Here is a 16,578-nt window from a genome sequence, read left to right on the forward strand (position 1 = left end):
ATGCATTCTTTATCGGCGCTTGGGTGAAAGGAGGAGGGATGAAATCTCCCACGGTCTGTACTGCGGCTAACAGTCAGAATCGAGCCTTGTCCCTCTTCCTCCCTTCAAGTCCTACCATACAAGCGGGCTTGCCCGGGAAGGCGGTGGGTCAGTTGTGGTGATGTTGGCTGTGCCGCCGCTTTCGCGAGCAAGCCCGCTCCCACAGGGGGCAAAGCTTGCGATCTGATCAATACAAATCCACCGGGTCCACATCCAGCGACCAACGTACCGCTCGTCCGCTGGGCATCTGTTCCAGTACCAGCAGCCAGGCGCTCAGCAGGCGATGCAGCGGCGCCCGGGCATTGGCTTGTAACAAGAGTTGCGCCCGATAACGCCCCGCTCGCCGTTCCATCGGAGCCGGTACCGGGCCCAGTAGCTCGATTCCGCTCAGGTTCTGCTCGGCCAGCAAACGTTCGGCCTCGCTGCAGGCATCGTCAAGAAAGCCTTCGGCCTGCCCCGGCTTGTGGGCCTCGGCCCGCAACAGTGCCAGATGGGCAAACGGCGGCAAACCGGCGCTGCGGCGTTCGCTCAAGGCCTGCTCGGCGAAGGCGAAGTAGCCTTGCTCGGTCAGTTGTATCAGCAGCGGATGGTCCGCCAGGTGGGTCTGGATAATCACCTTGCCCGGTTCCTCGGCCCGTCCGGCCCGACCGGCGACCTGGACGATCAACTGAGCCATGCGTTCGCTGGCGCGGAAGTCGCCGGAGAACAGCCCGCCGTCGGCATCCAGGATCGACACCAGCGTGACCCGGGGAAAGTGGTGTCCCTTGGCGAGCATCTGCGTGCCCACCAGGATGCAGGGCTGGCCCTTCTGGATCGTGGCGAACAGCTGGTTCATCGCGTCCTTGCGCGAGGTGCTGTCGCGATCCACCCGCAGTACCGGGTAATCGGGAAAGAGAATGCCCAGCCGTTCTTCGGCGCGTTCGGTGCCGGCGCCCACCGGGCGCAGGTCTACTTTGCCGCACTGCGGGCAGTGCCTCGGCACCCGCTCGGTGTGGCCGCAGTGATGGCAGCGCAGCTCGCCGTAGCGTTGATGCACGGTCATCCGCGCGTCGCAGCGTTCGCAGCCGGACATCCAGCCGCAGTCATGGCACAGCAGGGTCGGGGCGAAGCCTCGGCGGTTGAGAAACACCAGAACCTGCTGGCCGGCAGCCAACGTCTGGCCGATGGCTTGTTGCATCGGCCCGGAAATGCCGCTGTCCAGTGGGCGGCTCTTCACGTCCAGGCGCAGGAACCGCGGCTGTTTGGCGCCGCCGGCCCGTTCGTTCAGGCGCAGGAGCCCGTAGCGGCCGGTGTAGGCGTTGTGCAGGCTCTCCAGGGAGGGCGTCGCCGAGCCGAGGACAATGGGAATGTCCTCTTGGCGGGCCCGTACCAGGGCCAGGTCGCGGGCGTGGTAGCGCAAGCCTTCTTGCTGTTTATACGAGCCGTCGTGTTCTTCGTCGATGATGATCAGGCCGGGGTTCTTCATCGGCGTAAACAGGGCTGAGCGGGTGCCGATGATGATATCGGCTTCGCCGTCTCGGGCGGCCAGCCAGGCTTCCAGGCGTTCGCGGTCATTGACCGCCGAATGCACCAGGGCGATGCGGGCGTTGAAACGTTGTTCGAAACGCGCGAGGGTCTGTGGGCCGAGGTTGATTTCCGGAATCAGCACCAGGGCCTGCTTGCCTGCTTCCAGGGTCTGGCGGATGAGCTGGAGATAGACTTCGGTCTTGCCGCTGCCGGTGACGCCTGCCAGCAGGAAGGCGTGATAACTGTCGAAGCCTGCGCGGATCGCTTCGCAAGCCGCTCGTTGTTCGGCGTTGAGCGGCAGTTCCGGCTGGGCCAGCCAATGTTCGTGACGAGCGCCCGGGGCATGCCGGCGGACTTCCACCTGGACCAGGCCCTTGGTCAACAGCAGGTCGAGGCTGTCCTTGCTGAGCATCAGCTTGCTCAGCAACTGATGCGCCACGCCATGGGGATGCTGGGCAAGTGTCGTCAGGGCTTCGCGCTGGCGCGGGGCGCGGGCGATGCGCGGGTCATCCAGCGAAGCCCCCGGCGCCACCGACCAGAACCGCTCCTGGCGTGCTTCGGCCGGTTCGCCCTGGCGCAGCAACACCGGCAATGCCCAGCTCAGGGTATCGCCGAGGCTGTGCTGGTAATACTGGGCGGTCCACAGGCATAGCTTGAACAACGAGGCCGGCAGCGGTGGCGTGGCATCGAGCAACGCCAGGGCCGGTTTGAGCTTGTCGGCCGGGACCTCGCTGTGGTCGGTGACTTCCACCAGGATGCCGATCATCTCCCGCCGACCGAAGGGCACCCGCAAGCGCATGCCCGGTTGCAGCCGGGCACGCGGGACTCCGGCCGGGGCGCGGTAGTCGAACAGGCGGCGCAGGGGCGAAGGCAGGGCGAGGCGCAGGATGGCGTCGGGCACGCGGGGATCTCAATGACAGGCATGTTCAAAAGGCTGGGCGCAATCCCTGTGGGAGCGGGCTTGCTCGCGAAAGCGGTGGCACAGTCGGCATTGCTGCAAACTGATTCACCGCCTTCGCGAGCAAGCCCGCTCCCACATTGGCATCGTGCATGAGGCCGGGAGCCTAGCAGACGGTTGGTACAAGGCATAGCTTGCGTCATCGTCGATGTCTGGTAGAATTCGCGCCCTAATTACGTGCGGTATTCAACAATAGTGTTGGATGGCGGCACGCTAGCCTGAGGAAAACACCATGAAAGCCGATATCCATCCGGAATACCCAGCCGTTGCTGTAACCTGCAGCTGCGGCAACAAGTTCGAAACCCGTTCGACCTACGGCAAAGCCCTGGCGATCGACGTTTGCAACGAATGCCACCCGTTCTACACCGGTAAGCAAAAGACTCTGGATACCGGTGGTCGCGTTCAGAAGTTCGCCGACCGTTTCGGTGCTTTCGGCGCCAAGAAGGCCTGAGACTGATCATTTTGACGGGTCGTTTCGACGGCTGCGAAGTGATGAAGAAGGCGTCCCTTGCGGGCGCCTTTTTTGTGTCCGCGATTTGGCTGACCGGCGCCCAGGCTTTTTGCCCGGCACCGACGGGCGCGACCGAGGTGACGGTCCGGCGGGTGGTGGATGGCGATACCCTGCGCCTGGCAGATGGTCGCAGCGTGCGCTTGATCGGGCTCAATACACCTGAGCTGGGTCGGCAGGGGCGTTCCGACGAGCCTTTTGCCGTTGTGGCCCGCCGTCGCCTGGAGGCCTTGGTGGCTGCCAGTGACAGGCGTGTAGGGCTGGTTCCCGGCAAGGAAAGCAAGGATCGCTATGGTCGGACACTGGCCCATGCCTACGGTGTCGATGGCCGCAACCTCGAGGCGCAGATGCTCGCCGAGGGCCTGGGTTTCCAGGTGGCGGTGGCACCGAATGTCGACCTGGCGGATTGCCAGCGATCAGCCGAACGCCAGGCGCGCAAGGCGCGTCTGGGGCTGTGGGGGCGTTCACCCGTGCTCAAGGCCGGGCAGGTCAAAGCGTCCGGTTTCGCCGTGCTGAGCGGCCGTGTCAACGCGGTCAGGCGCAATCGTGGCGGTGTTTGGCTGCAATTGGACGATTCGGTTGTATTGCGCGTTGCGCCCAATCTGCTGGATCGCTTCGATGTGGCTTCCCTTGAGCGCCTTGTCGGCAGACAGATCGAGGCACGGGGCTGGGTGATCGACCGTTCGCGACGTGGGAGCACCGGGCAGGGGCAAGGCCGATGGTTACTGCCATTGACCGATCCAATGATGCTGAGTCCCTTGCCCGGATAAGAAATTGTCGACATTTTTTCTGTTGATTGTATGCATTGAGCCCTTGTGTTTCGTGGCCCTTGGCCCAAAGTCGTAGGGCAGGGCGCTTGACAGCGGTGACCGGTCAGTCTTGTAGGGACTTTGCGAGGCGCGTATCCTCGGCGGTCCGTCTGTCCAACACAGTAAAAAGCGGAATGCCCACATGTCTGATCTGAAAACTGCCGCTCTCGAATATCACGCTAATCCTCGTCCAGGAAAGCTGAGTGTCGAGCTCACCAAGGCCACCGCTACTGCCCGCGATCTGTCGCTGGCCTACAGCCCCGGCGTAGCCGAACCAGTCCGCGAAATCGCTCGCGACCCTGAACTGGCCTACCGATACACGGGCAAGGGCAACCTGGTTGCAGTCATTTCCGATGGCACCGCGATTCTCGGCCTGGGTGACCTGGGGCCATTGGCCTCCAAGCCGGTCATGGAAGGCAAGGGTGTGCTGTTCAAGCGTTTCGCCGGTATCGACGTGTTCGACATCGAAGTCGACTCCGAAAGCCCGCAAGCCTTCATCGACACCGTCAAGCGCATCTCCATCACCTTCGGTGGCATCAACCTGGAAGACATCAAGGCACCTGAGTGCTTTGAAATCGAACGCGCCCTGATCGAGCAGTGCGACATTCCGGTGTTCCACGATGACCAGCACGGTACCGCAATCGTGACTGCGGCCGGCATGATCAACGCCCTGGAAATCGCTGGCAAAACCTTGCCGGAAGCCAAGATCGTCTGCCTGGGCGCTGGTGCTGCGGCCATTTCCTGCATGAAATTGCTGGTGAGCATGGGCGCGAAGATCGAAAACATCTTCATGATCGACCGTACCGGCGTGATCCATTCCGGTCGTAGCGACCTGAACCAGTACAAGGCTGTCTTCGCCCACGCGACCGACAAGCGCACCCTGGCGGACGCACTGGACGGCGCCGACGTGTTCGTCGGTCTGTCGGGCCCGAACCTGCTGAGCCCGGAGAACCTGCTGCGCATGGCGCCGAACCCGATTGTGTTCGCTTGCTCGAACCCGGATCCGGAAATCGCCCCGGAACTGGCTCACGCCACCCGCAGCGACGTGATCATGGCCACCGGCCGTTCGGACTACCCGAACCAGGTCAACAACGTGCTGGGTTTCCCATTCATCTTCCGCGGTGCCCTGGACGTTCGCGCCAAGCGCATCAACGAAGAGATGAAAGTCGCGGCCGCCAACGCCCTGCGCGAACTGGCCAAGCTGCCGGTGCCTCAGGAAGTGTGCGACGCCTACGGTGGCATCAAGCTGGAATTCGGTCGTGAGTACATCATTCCGAAGCCAATGGACGCCCGCCTGATCACCCTGATCTCCGACGCCGTGGCCAAGGCTGCGATCGAGACTGGCGTGGCAACCCTGCCGTATCCGAAGAACTACCCGCTCAAGAGCGTGGATGACGTGTTCAACGGTTAAAAGCAGTCGCCCATAAAAAAACCTGGCCTCGGCCAGGTTTTTTTATGGGCTTCGAGCGGCAAGCTTCAAGCTGCAAGTTAGAAGCGAGGCATACCGCGCTTGCTTTGGCTTTACTTGAAGCTTGCGGCTTGAAGCTCGCCGCTGCTTTCCTAGAACAAATCGATCGGCGCCGCTTCATCCGCCGGCAGCGGGCTGCCCGGCGCAACGCCGTTGCCCAGTTCATTGACTGACGGCGGGGTGTCTTCGCTCTTGAACAGTTCGAAGTAGGCGCCGGGGGTGCCTGGAGTGGCCGCGCGACCGCTGACCGGGTCGACCCGCAGGCTGAGGATGCCTTCCGGTTCCGGCTGGGTGTGCGGCGGTTTGTCCTTGAGGGCGGCACCCATGTAGCTCATCCAGATCGGCAGTGCCACGGTACCGCCGAACTCACGGCGACCCAGGCTCTCGGGCTGGTCGAAACCGGTCCAGACGGTGGTCACGTAGTCGCCGTTGTAGCCGGAGAACCAGGCGTCCTTGGATTCGTTGGTGGTACCGGTCTTGCCTGCCAGGTCGGTACGGCCCAGGGCCAGTGCGCGACGGCCGGTGCCGAGCTTGATCACGTCTTCCAGCATGCTGTTGAGAATGTAGGTGGTGCGCCCGTCAACGATGCGTTCGGCGACAGCAGGTGCCTGGGTCGCTGGAGTGGCGGTGGTGGCTTCGCCCGGCGTCGGATTCACCGTGAACGTCTCGGCGGACGGTGCGGCGATGCCGTCGCTGGCTTGCTCGCCGGTAGGCACCCGCGGCGGGTTGGCCACGAACAGTGTCTCGCCGTTGCGGCTCTCGATCTTGTCGATGATGTACGGGGTGATCTTGTACCCGCCATTGGCGAACGTGCTCCAGCCTGTGGCGATTTCCATCGGGGTCAGGGTCGCGGTGCCCAGGGCCAGGGACAGGTTGCGGGGCAGGTCCTGCTTGTTGAAGCCGAACCGGGCGATGTAGTCGATGGTGCGATCCACCCCCAGCGCCTGCAACAGGCGGATCGACACCAGGTTGCGCGATTTGTACAGCGCCTCGCGCAAACGGATCGGACCGAGGAAGGTGTTGGTGTCGTTCTTCGGTCGCCAGACCTTGTCCAGGTACTCGTCGACAAACACGATCGGCGCGTCGTTCACCAGGCTGGCCGCGGTATAGCCATTATCCAGGGCGGCGCTGTAGACGAACGGCTTGAAACTCGAGCCCGGCTGGCGCTTGGCCTGCAATGCACGATTGTAGTTGCTCTGTTCGAAGGCGAAGCCGCCCACCAGGGAACGGATCGCACCGTCCTGCGGGTCGAGGGATACCAGTGCGCCCTGGGCGGCCGGGATCTGGCTGAACTTGAGAGTGTTGTCCGGCTGGCGCTGCACCCGGATCAGGTCGCCGACCTGGGCCACGTCCGACGGCTGCCGGGGGGCGGCCCCCATGCTGTTGGTGTTGAGGAACGGACGGGCCCATTTCATGGTGTCCCATTTCACGTGTTCCTCAAGCTCACCATTGCGCGTCAGGACCTTGATGCCGTCCTTGTCCACCTGGGTGACAATCGCCGGTTCCAGGCTGCTGATGGTGCGCTGCTTGGTCAGTTCAAGGGCCCAGGCCTCCTTGGTCTTGCCCGGCAGGCGCGACTCGGGGCCGCGGTAGCCGTGGCGCTGATCGTAAGTCATCAGGCCTTCGTGCAACGCGGTATTGGCCATTTCCTGCAGGTTGCTCGGCACTGTGGTGGTGACGCGGAACCCTTCCGTATAGGCGTCGCTGCCATAGCGTCCGACCATCTCGGCCCGAGCCATTTCGGCGATGTACGGGGCGTTCACTTCCGGTGTCGGCACGTGATAGCTGGCGTTCAACGGCTCATTGATCGCAGCGGTGTAGTCGGCTTCGCTGATCTTGCCGAGCTTGTACATGCGCCCCAGGATCCAGTCGCGCCGCTCCTTGCTGCGCGCCGGGTTGGCCAGCGGGTTGAAGCGCGATGGCGCCTTCGGCAGGCCGGCGATCATTGCCATTTGCGCCAGGCTCACATCACGGATCGACTTGCCGTAGTACACCTGGGCCGCCGCCTCGATGCCATAGGCGCGGTTGCCCAGGTAGATCTTGTTCACGTACAGCTCGAGGATTTCATCCTTGGTCAGCTGCCGTTCGATCTGCAGGGCCAGGAGGATCTCGGTGGTCTTGCGCGAGAAGCTGCGCTCGCTGGTCAGGAAGAAGTTCTTGGCCACCTGCATGGTGATGGTGCTGCCGCCGGACTGGATGTGCCCGCTCTTGACCAACTGGCTGGCGGCACGCATCAGGCTGCCTGGATCGACGCCATAGTGGTTGGCGAAATTGTCGTCTTCGGCACTGAGTAACGCATTGATAAAGTTGGGCGGGATGTCGGCGAAACGGATCGGTGTGCGGCGCATCTCGCCAAATTCGGCGATCAGCTTGTTGTCGCTGCTGTACACCCGCAAAGGAATCTGCAACTGAATACTTCTCAGCGCCTCCACGGATGGCAAACCCGGACTAAGGTAAAGAAACGCACCGCTCAGACCCAGGAGCAGTCCGCAGAAAACGGCGATGACGGACCATCCGAAAAATTTCAGCAGACGAATCAAGGCTTTTGGATATCCAGGCAAAGAATGAAAAAGGCGTCAGGTGCAGGGAAGGACCCGTGCTTGCAGCAAAGCGAAAAAGCGCTGCGCATTATAAGCATTTTTTTCCGTCGGAAACGCCATCCGGACGTCCGTCGGGCTGGGGTGATTGAACGCAATGCGTATTAGAGAGTCCGTAACTCACGGATAGTCATAGGGAATTGGTAGTGCTACGACTCTTCAATAAAAAAGCCCATACGCTTTTGGGCATCGACATCAGCTCCACATCGGTGAAGCTGCTCGAGTTGAGCCGCCAGGGCGACCGTTACCGTGTCGAGTCCTACGCGGTCGAACCGTTGCCGGCCAATGCCGTGATCGAGAAGAACATCGCCGAGCTCGAGGGGGTCGGGCAGGCGCTGTCCCGGGTCCTGGTCAAGGCCAGGACGCCTTTGCGCAGCGTCGCGGTAGCCGTAGCGGGCTCGGCGGTGATCACCAAGACCATCGAGATGGACGCCGGGCTGTCCGACGACGAGATGGAGAACCAGCTCAAGATCGAGGCGGACCAGTACATTCCTTATCCGCTGGATGAAGTGGCCATCGATTTCGAGGTCCTGGGTGTGTCGCCGCGCAACAGCGAGCGGGTCGAGGTGCTGTTGGCGGCCTGTCGCAAGGAAAACGTCGAGGTGCGCGAGGCGGCGCTGGCATTGGCGGGGCTGACGGCCCGGGTGGTCGACGTGGAAGCCTATGCGTTGGAGCGCGCCTTCGGCCTGCTCGCCACGCAACTGGCCGCCTCCCAGGAGCGGCTGACCGTCGCGGTGATCGATATCGGCGCCACCATGACCACCCTGAGCGTGCTGCACAACGGACGCATCATCTATACCCGCGAGCAATTGTTCGGCGGTCGCCAGCTCACCGAGGAAATCCAGCGGCGCTACGGCCTGACCCTCGAACAGGCCGGCCTGGCAAAGAAGCAGGGCGGCCTGCCGGACGATTACCTCAGCGAGGTGTTGCAGCCCTTTCGCGAGGCGTTGGTGCAGCAGGTTTCGCGGTCCCTGCAGTTTTTCTTCGCTTCGGGCCAGTACTGTGCAGTGGACCACATCCTGTTGGCGGGGGGCACGGCGTCTGTGGCCGGGCTGGACCGGCTGATCGAACAGCGCCTGGGCACGCCGACCCAGGTGGCCAACCCGTTTTCCAACATGGCCCTGGGCAGCAAGGTCAATGCCGGTGCCCTGGCCAGTGATGCGCCGGCGCTGATGATCGCCTGCGGGCTGGCCCTCAGGAGTTTCGACTGATGGCACGGATCAACCTTCTTCCCTGGCGCGAAGAGTTGCGCGAAGAGCGCCGCAAGCGCTTCCTGCTGGCGTTGGTGGGGGCGCTGGTCGGTGCGGTAGGGGTGACCTTGATCGGGGTGCAATACCTGCACGGCGCCATCAACCACCAACTGGCGCGTAACGGACATATTTCCGAGCAGATAGCGGTACTGGACGAGCGAATCAAGCAGATCAGCGAGCTGAAGGCCCGGCGCCAACAATTGTTGGAGCGCATGCGCATCATCCAGGACCTGCAGGGCAACCGCCCGGTCAGCGGGCGTATCTTCGATCAATTGGTGCGGACGTTGCCGGACGGGGTGTATTTCACCGAGGTGAAAATGGAAGACCGGACGCTCTCCATCAAGGGCGCGGCGGAGTCCAACCATCGGGTCTCGGACCTGATGCGCAACCTGGACGCGTCGGATCTGTTCGACGCGCCCAGCCTGACCGAAGTCAAGGCCACGACGGCTGGGCAGCTCGACCAGGCCAACGTGTTCCAGCTGACGGTCCGCCAGACCCAGCCGGCCGACGCGGAGGACGCCCAATGAAACCGGGGGAGTGGTTCGACGCGCTGCGCAAGGTCGACTTCAGCGACCTGGACACCAATAACGTCGGCTCCTGGCCGATGCCGGTCAAATGGCTGGCCGGCGTCCTGCTGGTCGTCCTGGTCCTGGGGTTGGGCTATAACTTCGCCGTGAGCGATCTGGAGGATCAGTTGCAGCAGGTGCGCGAGGAAGAAAATACCCTCAAGGCGCAATTCGCGGGCAAGGCCCACATGGCCGCGAACCTGGAGCGCTACATCGAGCAGATGAAGCAGATGGAAACCTCCTTTGGTGTGCTGTTGCGGCAATTGCCCAGCGACACCGAGGTACCTGGCCTGTTGGAAGACATCACTCGCACCGGCCTGGGCAGCGGACTGGAGTTCGAGGAAATCAAACTGCTGCCCGAAGTGACCCAGCCGTTTTACATCGAACTGCCGATCCAGATCACCGTGACCGGTGGCTACCATGACCTGGCGACATTCGTCAGCGGGGTTGCCGGGCTGCCCCGCATTGTCACGTTGCACGATTTTGATATCGCCCCCGCGGATCCCGAAGGGGGATCGAAGCTGCGCATGAGCATCCAGGCCAAAACCTACCGGTACAACGAGCAGGGGACGCAGCCATGAAGCCGCTCCACTGCATGGGCCTGCTGGCGGGGCTGGTGGTGCTGACCGGCTGTAACAACGACACTGGCTTCGAGGACCTGGACGCCTACATGAATGAAGTGCGGTTGCGTCCGCCCGGCAAGATCGAGCCGACGCCGACCTTCAGGCCAAACGAAACCTTCACCTACAACGCATCCGACCTGCGCAGCCCGTTCTCACGGCAGGTCCGGGTGGATCAGGCTGAGCGGCAAAAAGGTTCGCGCAATGTCCAGCCCGATCCGAACCGGGTCAAGCAATACCTCGAAGGCTTCAACATCGAACAGTTTGAAATGGTTGGCACGATCGCCAATGCCAGTGGCGCCTATGCGCTGCTGCGCGGTGCGGGCGGGGTGCACCGGCTCAAGGTCGGTGACTACCTGGGGCGCAATGACGGGCGAATCGTCGCCATCGGTGCCACCCAGGTCGATGTGGTCGAAATCGTTCCCGATGGCGAAGGTGCCTGGCTGGAGCGACCACGGACCATTCCTTTGAAAGAGCACTCAGTGGAACTCGAACAATGAACAGGATTTTTACCGCCTTCGGTGTTTCGCTATGGATGGCGCTGATGTCACCGATGGTGCTTGGGGCGAGCCTGAAGACGCTGGATGTCGCGGCTTTGCCGGGGGGCCGGGTCGAGTTGAAGCTCACTTTCGACGGGCCACCCCCCACCCCGCGGGGCTATACCACCGAACAACCGGCCCGGATCGCCCTGGACCTGCCAGGGGTGACCAACCAGTTGGCGCGCAAGACCCAGGACCTTGGCAGCGGCAATGCGCGCAACGCCACGGTGGTCGAGGCGGGGAACCGCACCCGGTTGATCATCGGCCTCACCCAATTGGTGCCGTATAACGCTCGGGTCGAGGGCAATAATCTGTTCGTGGTGGTCGGCAAGGGCGCGGAGCCCAGGAGTGCCGCCCAGGCCCCGCGCCCGGCGGCGGCCGGGGTGGTGCCTGCCAGGAGCAACGCGCCGGTGGGCAGGGCCATCCGTGGCGTGGACTTTCAGCGCGGGACCCAGGGTGAAGGCAATGTAGTGATCGACCTGTCGGACCCCTCCATCGCACCGGATATCCAGGAGAGGGAAGGCAAGATCATTCTCAACTTCGCCAGAACCCAATTGCCTGAACCACTGCGGGTGCGCCTGGACGTCAAGGACTTCGCCACCCCGGTGCAGTTCGTCAACGCCAGCGCCGGCTCCGACCGGGCCACCATCAGCATCGAGCCCGGCGGTACCTTCGATTATTCGACCTACCAGACCGACAACAAACTGACCGTCAGCGTCCGGCCCATGACGGTCGAGGACTTGCGCAAGCGCGACACTGACCGTGCCGCCTACAACGGTGAAAAGCTGTCCCTGAATTTCCAGGACATCGAAGTGCGCTCGGTCCTGCAACTGATTGCCGACTTCACCAACCTGAACCTGGTGGCAAGCGACACGGTGCAGGGCGGTATCACCTTGCGGTTGCAGAATGTTCCGTGGGACCAGGCGCTGGACCTGGTGCTGAAGACCAAGGGGCTGGACAAGCGCAAGGTCGGCAATGTGTTGCTGGTCGCCCCCGCCGATGAGATTGCGGCTCGCGAGCGCCAGGAACTGGAGTCCCAGAAGCAGATTGCCGACCTGGCGCCGCTGCGGCGAGAGCTGTTGCAGGTCAACTATGCGAAGGCGGCGGACATCGCCAAGCTGTTCCAGTCGGTGACCAGCGCCGAGGCGAAAGCCGATGAACGCGGCACGATCACGGTGGATGAGCGAACCAACAACATCATTGCCTACCAGACCCAGGACCGCCTCGACGAATTGCGCCGTATCGTGGCGCAGCTGGATATTCCGGTGCGCCAGGTGATGATCGAGGCTCGGATCGTCGAGGCCAACGTCGATTACGACAAGAGTCTGGGCGTGCGTTGGGGCGGCTCGGTGCAGAACCAGGGCAACTGGAACTCTTCCGGTGTGACCACCGGCAGCTCCACCACTATCGGCACGCCGGGCAGTACCAGCACCAACCAGCCATTCGTCGACATGGGCGCGACGGGCAATACCTCGGGCATTGGCATTGCGTTCATCACCGACAACGTATTGCTGGACCTGGAGCTGACGGCCATGGAGAAAACCGGCAATGGGGAAATCGTTTCCCAGCCCAAGGTGGTGACGTCGGACAAGGAGACTGCAAAAATCCTCAAGGGCACGGAAATCCCCTACCAGGAAGCCAGTTCCAGTGGGGCCACTTCGGTGTCGTTCAAGGAAGCCTCGTTGTCGCTGGAGGTGACCCCGCAGATCACCCCGGACAACCGCATCATCATGGAGGTCAAGGTCACCAAGGATGAACCGGACTACCTGAACAAGGTGCAGGAGGTGCCACCGATCAAGAAGAACGAAGTCAACGCCAAGGTGCTGGTCAATGACGGCGAGACCATTGTGATTGGCGGGGTTTTCTCAAATACTCAGAGCAAGGTTGTAGATAAGGTGCCATTTCTTGGCGATGTGCCGTATCTTGGCCGCCTTTTCCGGCGTGATCTGGTTTCGGAGAAAAAATCCGAGCTGCTGGTATTCCTCACTCCGCGTATCATGAACAACCAGGCGATTGCTGTGAGTCGTTGATTCTGTGCGAAATTTGATTCTTGTTGGGCCGATGGGCGCTGGAAAAAGCACCATCGGCCGTTTGCTGGCCAAAGAGCTGCGCCTGCCGTTCAAAGATTCCGACAAGGAAATTGAATTGCGCACGGGCGCGAATATCCCGTGGATTTTCGACAAGGAAGGCGAACCAGGCTTTCGTGATCGCGAGCAGGCGATGATCGCTGAGCTGTGCGCATTCGAAGGTGTGGTGCTGGCCACTGGCGGCGGCGCCGTGATGCGCGAAGCCAACCGTCGGGAATTGCATGCCGGCGGACGGGTGGTCTACCTGCACGCCTCCGTCGAACAGCAGGTCGGTCGTACCGCCCGGGACCGCAACCGTCCGCTGCTGCGTACCGCCGATCCGGCCAAGACCCTGCGGGACCTGCTGGAGCTGCGTGATCCGCTGTACCGGGAGATCGCCGATCTGGTGGTGGAAACCGACGAACGGCCCCCGAGGATGGTAGTGCTGGAGATTCTCGAACGTCTGCAGCAACTGCCTCCCCGTTAATGCACCACGGGAAATGCGCTATCCTCGGCGTCTCGCCGTCATCCGCCCGGATGTAGCAGATGGCCGTCGAGTGGCGTCAGAGCAGACACCGTGGACTTTTCGTTAACTGCAGGCAGGACGCCTGATTCCATCTTTGACCGTGGGGACACATGCAGACACTAAAGGTTGACCTGGGCGAGCGCAGCTACCCGATTCACATTGGCGAAGGCTTGCTGGACCAGCCACAACTGCTGGTGCCGCATATCGCCGGGCGGCAAGTGGCGATCATCTCCAACGAAACCGTCGCCCCTTTGTATCTGGAGCGCCTGACCCGCAGTCTGTCGGCCTTCTCGGTCATTTCCGTGGTGTTGCCAGACGGCGAGGCGTTCAAGAACTGGGAAACCCTGCAACTGATTTTCGACGGCCTGCTGACCGCGCGGCATGACCGGCGCACCACGGTGGTGGCCTTGGGCGGTGGGGTGATCGGCGACATGGCCGGTTTTGCCGCGGCCTGCTACCAGCGCGGCGTCGACTTCATCCAGATCCCTACCACGTTGCTGTCCCAGGTCGACTCGTCAGTGGGCGGCAAGACCGGGATCAACCATCCGCTGGGCAAGAACATGGTCGGCGCTTTCTATCAGCCCAACGTGGTGCTGATTGATACCGCTACCCTCAATACCTTGCCGTCCCGTGAGCTGTCCGCAGGGCTCGCTGAGGTCATCAAGTATGGGCTGATCTGCGACGAACCGTTCCTGGGCTGGCTCGAAGAGAACGTCGATCGCCTGCGGGCGCTGGACCAGGCAGCCCTGACCTACGCCATCGAGCGCTCCTGCGCGGCCAAAGCCGCGGTGGTCGGAGCCGATGAGCGGGAGTCGGGTGTACGGGCCACGCTCAACCTGGGCCACACCTTTGGGCACGCCATCGAGACCCACATGGGGTATGGTGTCTGGCTACATGGCGAGGCGGTAGCGGCCGGTACGGTCATGGCCCTGGAAATGTCCGCGCGCCTGGGCTGGATCAGCGAGCAAGAGCGTGATCGCGGCATTCGTCTCTTCCAGCGCGCCGGGCTGCCGGTGGTGCCTCCCGAGGAAATGACCGAGGCCGATTTCCTCGAACACATGGCAATCGACAAGAAAGTGATCGATGGTCGTCTGCGTCTGGTGCTGCTGCGCCGCATGGGCGAAGCGGTGGTGACCGACGATTATCCGAAAGAGGTTCTACAGGCCACGCTGGGCGCGGATTACCACGCCCTGGCTCAGCTTAAAGGTTAATGAGATTCCGATGACTAGTTTGCATGCCGACGAGGCTTTCCTCGGCCATTTCCAATTGAGTCACGACCCCTTCGCTCCACGGGTCCCCGGCTTCAAGTTTTTCCCGGCCCAGCGCAAACCGGTGCTGGGTCAGTTGCATCACCTGGCGCGCTACAGCCAATTGCTGCTGGTCGTCACCGGTCCTCAGGGCAGTGGCAAGACCTTGCTGCGCCAGGCGCTGGTGGCCAGCACCAACAAACAGTCGGTGCAAAGCGTGGTGGTCTCGGCCCGTGGTGCCGGAGATGCCGCCGGTGTGTTGCGCCAGGTCGCACAGGCGCTGAACCTGGCCCAGGCCGAAGTGGGCGCGATTCTCGACCAGATCGTCCAGTTGGCGCTGACCGGGCAGGAGGTCTATCTGCTGGTGGATGACGCCGAGCAGCTCGACGAGTCGGCCCTGGAGGCCCTGCTGGCGCTGGCGGCCGGTGCGCCTGAAGGGCGTCCCCATGTGTTCCTGTTTGGCGAGTCGTCGCTGATCGCCGATCTGGACCAGCTGGAGCTCGAGGAAGAGCGCTTCCATATCATCGAGCTGGCGCCCTACACCGAAGAAGAGACCCGCGAATACCTGGATCAGCGTCTTGAAGGCGCGGGTCGGGGTATCGAACTTTTTACCGCCGATCAGATCTCTGAGATTCACGAAGGTTCCGGCGGCTGGCCTGGCAACATCAACCAGGTCGCTCGTGATGCCTTGATCGAAGTCATGATTGCCAGCCGCTCAGCGGTGAAGCGTCCAACCATGGGGTTCAACATGCCGAAGAAACACGTATTGGCGATTTCCGCCGTCGTCGTGGTCGCGGTCGTCGCGGCCTGGCTGATGCCGGGTCGCAACAAGGCGCCGACGACCGGCGCGCCTGCCAACGAACAGGCACAACTGCCCCTCGGCCAGGGGGCGCCGAAGCCCAATGGCGGTGCGCCAGCGGTGGAATTTGCCGGCAGCACCCAGCCGATGCCGCTGCCGCTGGTCGGCCAGTCGCAACCGGTCATGCGCGGGCCATTGGCTGAAGCCGCCGGTGGAATCACCGAGGGCGACGATGGCGCGGCGCCACCGATCGACGACGGCGACACGCCGCCGACCGTGACCACCACGGCGCCGCCTGAGGGCGTGCCTGCCGGTCCGGCTCCGACACCCACGCCTGCTCCGGCCGCCAAGCCGACCCCGGCGCCGACCCAGGTGGCGACGGCCAAGCCTGCCCCGGCGCCGGCCGCCAAGCCGACACCTGCCCCGGCGGCCAAGCCTGCAGCACCGGCCAAGGCCGCGGGTGGCAACTGGTATGCCGGTCAGGCACCGGGCAACTACGTCGTACAGATTCTCGGCACCAGCTCCGAAGCCACCGCGCAGAACTTCGTCAAGGAGCAGGGCGGCGAGTATCGTTATTTCAAGAAAGTCCTCAACGGCAAGCCACTGTATGTCATCACTTATGGCAGTTTTGCCAACCGTGATGCAGCTGTTTCCGCTATCAAGGCCTTGCCAGCGAAGGTTCAGGCTGGTAAACCTTGGCCTCGCACTGTCGCCAGCGTCCAACAGGAACTGGCTGCAACCCGCTGAAGATTCGGCGGCCTTACCCAGGCCGCCTCTCCCGGCAACCTCAACATTTCCGCAAGAGCGAGCGACCTGTCAGGCCGCGCGCCTTGTGGTGTCTGCGTCACAGTAGCGTTTGAGTCGTAGCGGTCGAACCCAAAAAAGTTTTGACTAGCACAGCATATAGCTTTAAACCTTTCACAAATGCGACATGAATTTGCGACGTTTCGTCGTCAAATTTGTGGGCGTCTGTGTCGGCATGTACAATGACCTCCCTTTTGCCCCCGCAAAGCCGGCGTACGTTCGGCGCGACATGCAACTGGCTGAATTGAAAAGAAATTTGTCTCGAAAAGAGGCAGC

General features: G+C 62.5%; 13 protein-coding genes. 11 read left to right on the top strand and 2 right to left on the bottom strand.

Translation table 11 applies throughout. The features are described 5' to 3' along the window. Positions 1-226: 226 nt before the first annotated feature. Positions 227-2,446 (bottom strand): primosomal protein N', encoded by a 2,220-nt coding sequence (locus FBY02_RS12410; RefSeq protein ID WP_144927846.1) that lies wholly within the window; start codon positions 2,444-2,446, stop codon positions 227-229. Between the two features lie 289 nt (positions 2,447-2,735). Between FBY02_RS12410 and rpmE the strand changes: the two genes are divergently transcribed. From rpmE to FBY02_RS12425, 3 genes are all read left to right on the top strand, one after another. Further along, positions 2,736-2,954, top strand: a complete 219-nt coding sequence (rpmE, locus tag FBY02_RS12415; protein WP_007936818.1) for a 50S ribosomal protein L31 — start codon at positions 2,736-2,738, stop codon at positions 2,952-2,954. Positions 2,955-2,995: 41 nt separating this feature from the next. Further along, positions 2,996-3,781, top strand: coding sequence for a thermonuclease family protein (locus FBY02_RS12420; RefSeq protein ID WP_144927849.1), 786 nt, complete (start codon positions 2,996-2,998; stop codon positions 3,779-3,781). A gap of 181 nt (positions 3,782-3,962) precedes the next feature. Further along, a complete protein-coding gene (locus FBY02_RS12425) occupies positions 3,963-5,231 on the top strand; it encodes a malic enzyme-like NAD(P)-binding protein (RefSeq protein ID WP_144927853.1) in 1,269 nt (422 codons plus the stop codon). Between the two features lie 149 nt (positions 5,232-5,380). On the opposite strand, the gene FBY02_RS12430 is transcribed toward FBY02_RS12425, so the two are convergent. Continuing rightward, complete coding sequence (locus FBY02_RS12430) at positions 5,381-7,825, bottom strand: penicillin-binding protein 1A (protein WP_371921419.1); 2,445 nt, start codon at positions 7,823-7,825, stop codon at positions 5,381-5,383. A gap of 206 nt (positions 7,826-8,031) precedes the next feature. On the opposite strand from FBY02_RS12430, the gene FBY02_RS12435 reads away from it, so the two are divergent. The 8 genes from FBY02_RS12435 (at position 8,032) to FBY02_RS12470 (ending at position 16,245) form a co-directional block, all read left to right on the top strand. Further along, positions 8,032-9,096: a pilus assembly protein PilM gene (locus tag FBY02_RS12435; RefSeq protein WP_144927859.1), complete on the top strand. Its 1,065-nt coding sequence runs from the start codon at positions 8,032-8,034 to the stop codon at positions 9,094-9,096. After that, positions 9,096-9,662 (top strand): PilN domain-containing protein, encoded by a 567-nt coding sequence (locus FBY02_RS12440; protein WP_144927862.1) that lies wholly within the window; start codon positions 9,096-9,098, stop codon positions 9,660-9,662. The genes FBY02_RS12435 and FBY02_RS12440 overlap by 1 nt, the downstream gene beginning before the upstream one ends. Beyond that, positions 9,659-10,282 carry a type 4a pilus biogenesis protein PilO gene (gene pilO, locus FBY02_RS12445; RefSeq protein WP_144927865.1) on the top strand — a complete coding sequence of 208 codons (624 nt, stop codon included), beginning with the start codon at positions 9,659-9,661 and terminating at the stop codon, positions 10,280-10,282. Before FBY02_RS12440 ends, pilO begins: the two co-directional genes overlap by 4 nt. Positions 10,283-10,296: 14 nt before the next feature. After that, positions 10,297-10,821, top strand: coding sequence for a pilus assembly protein PilP (locus tag FBY02_RS12450; RefSeq protein ID WP_371921420.1), 525 nt, complete (start codon positions 10,297-10,299; stop codon positions 10,819-10,821). Further along, the gene (gene pilQ, locus FBY02_RS12455; RefSeq protein ID WP_144927871.1) at positions 10,818-12,890 is read left to right on the top strand and encodes a type IV pilus secretin PilQ; all 2,073 of its coding nucleotides are present in this window, start codon (positions 10,818-10,820) and stop codon (positions 12,888-12,890) included. Before FBY02_RS12450 ends, pilQ begins: the two co-directional genes overlap by 4 nt. A gap of 4 nt (positions 12,891-12,894) precedes the next feature. Next, positions 12,895-13,413 (top strand): shikimate kinase AroK, encoded by a 519-nt coding sequence (aroK, locus tag FBY02_RS12460; protein ID WP_041020548.1) that lies wholly within the window; start codon positions 12,895-12,897, stop codon positions 13,411-13,413. A 149-nt stretch (positions 13,414-13,562) separates the two neighbouring features. Further along, positions 13,563-14,663, top strand: coding sequence for a 3-dehydroquinate synthase (gene aroB / locus FBY02_RS12465; protein WP_047700487.1), 1,101 nt, complete (start codon positions 13,563-13,565; stop codon positions 14,661-14,663). A 10-nt stretch (positions 14,664-14,673) separates the two neighbouring features. After that, complete coding sequence (locus FBY02_RS12470) at positions 14,674-16,245, top strand: AAA family ATPase (protein WP_144927873.1); 1,572 nt, start codon at positions 14,674-14,676, stop codon at positions 16,243-16,245. Positions 16,246-16,578 lie beyond the last annotated feature (333 nt).

This window comes from Pseudomonas sp. SJZ078 (genome assembly GCF_007828255.1).
Classification (GTDB): domain Bacteria; phylum Pseudomonadota; class Gammaproteobacteria; order Pseudomonadales; family Pseudomonadaceae; genus Aquipseudomonas.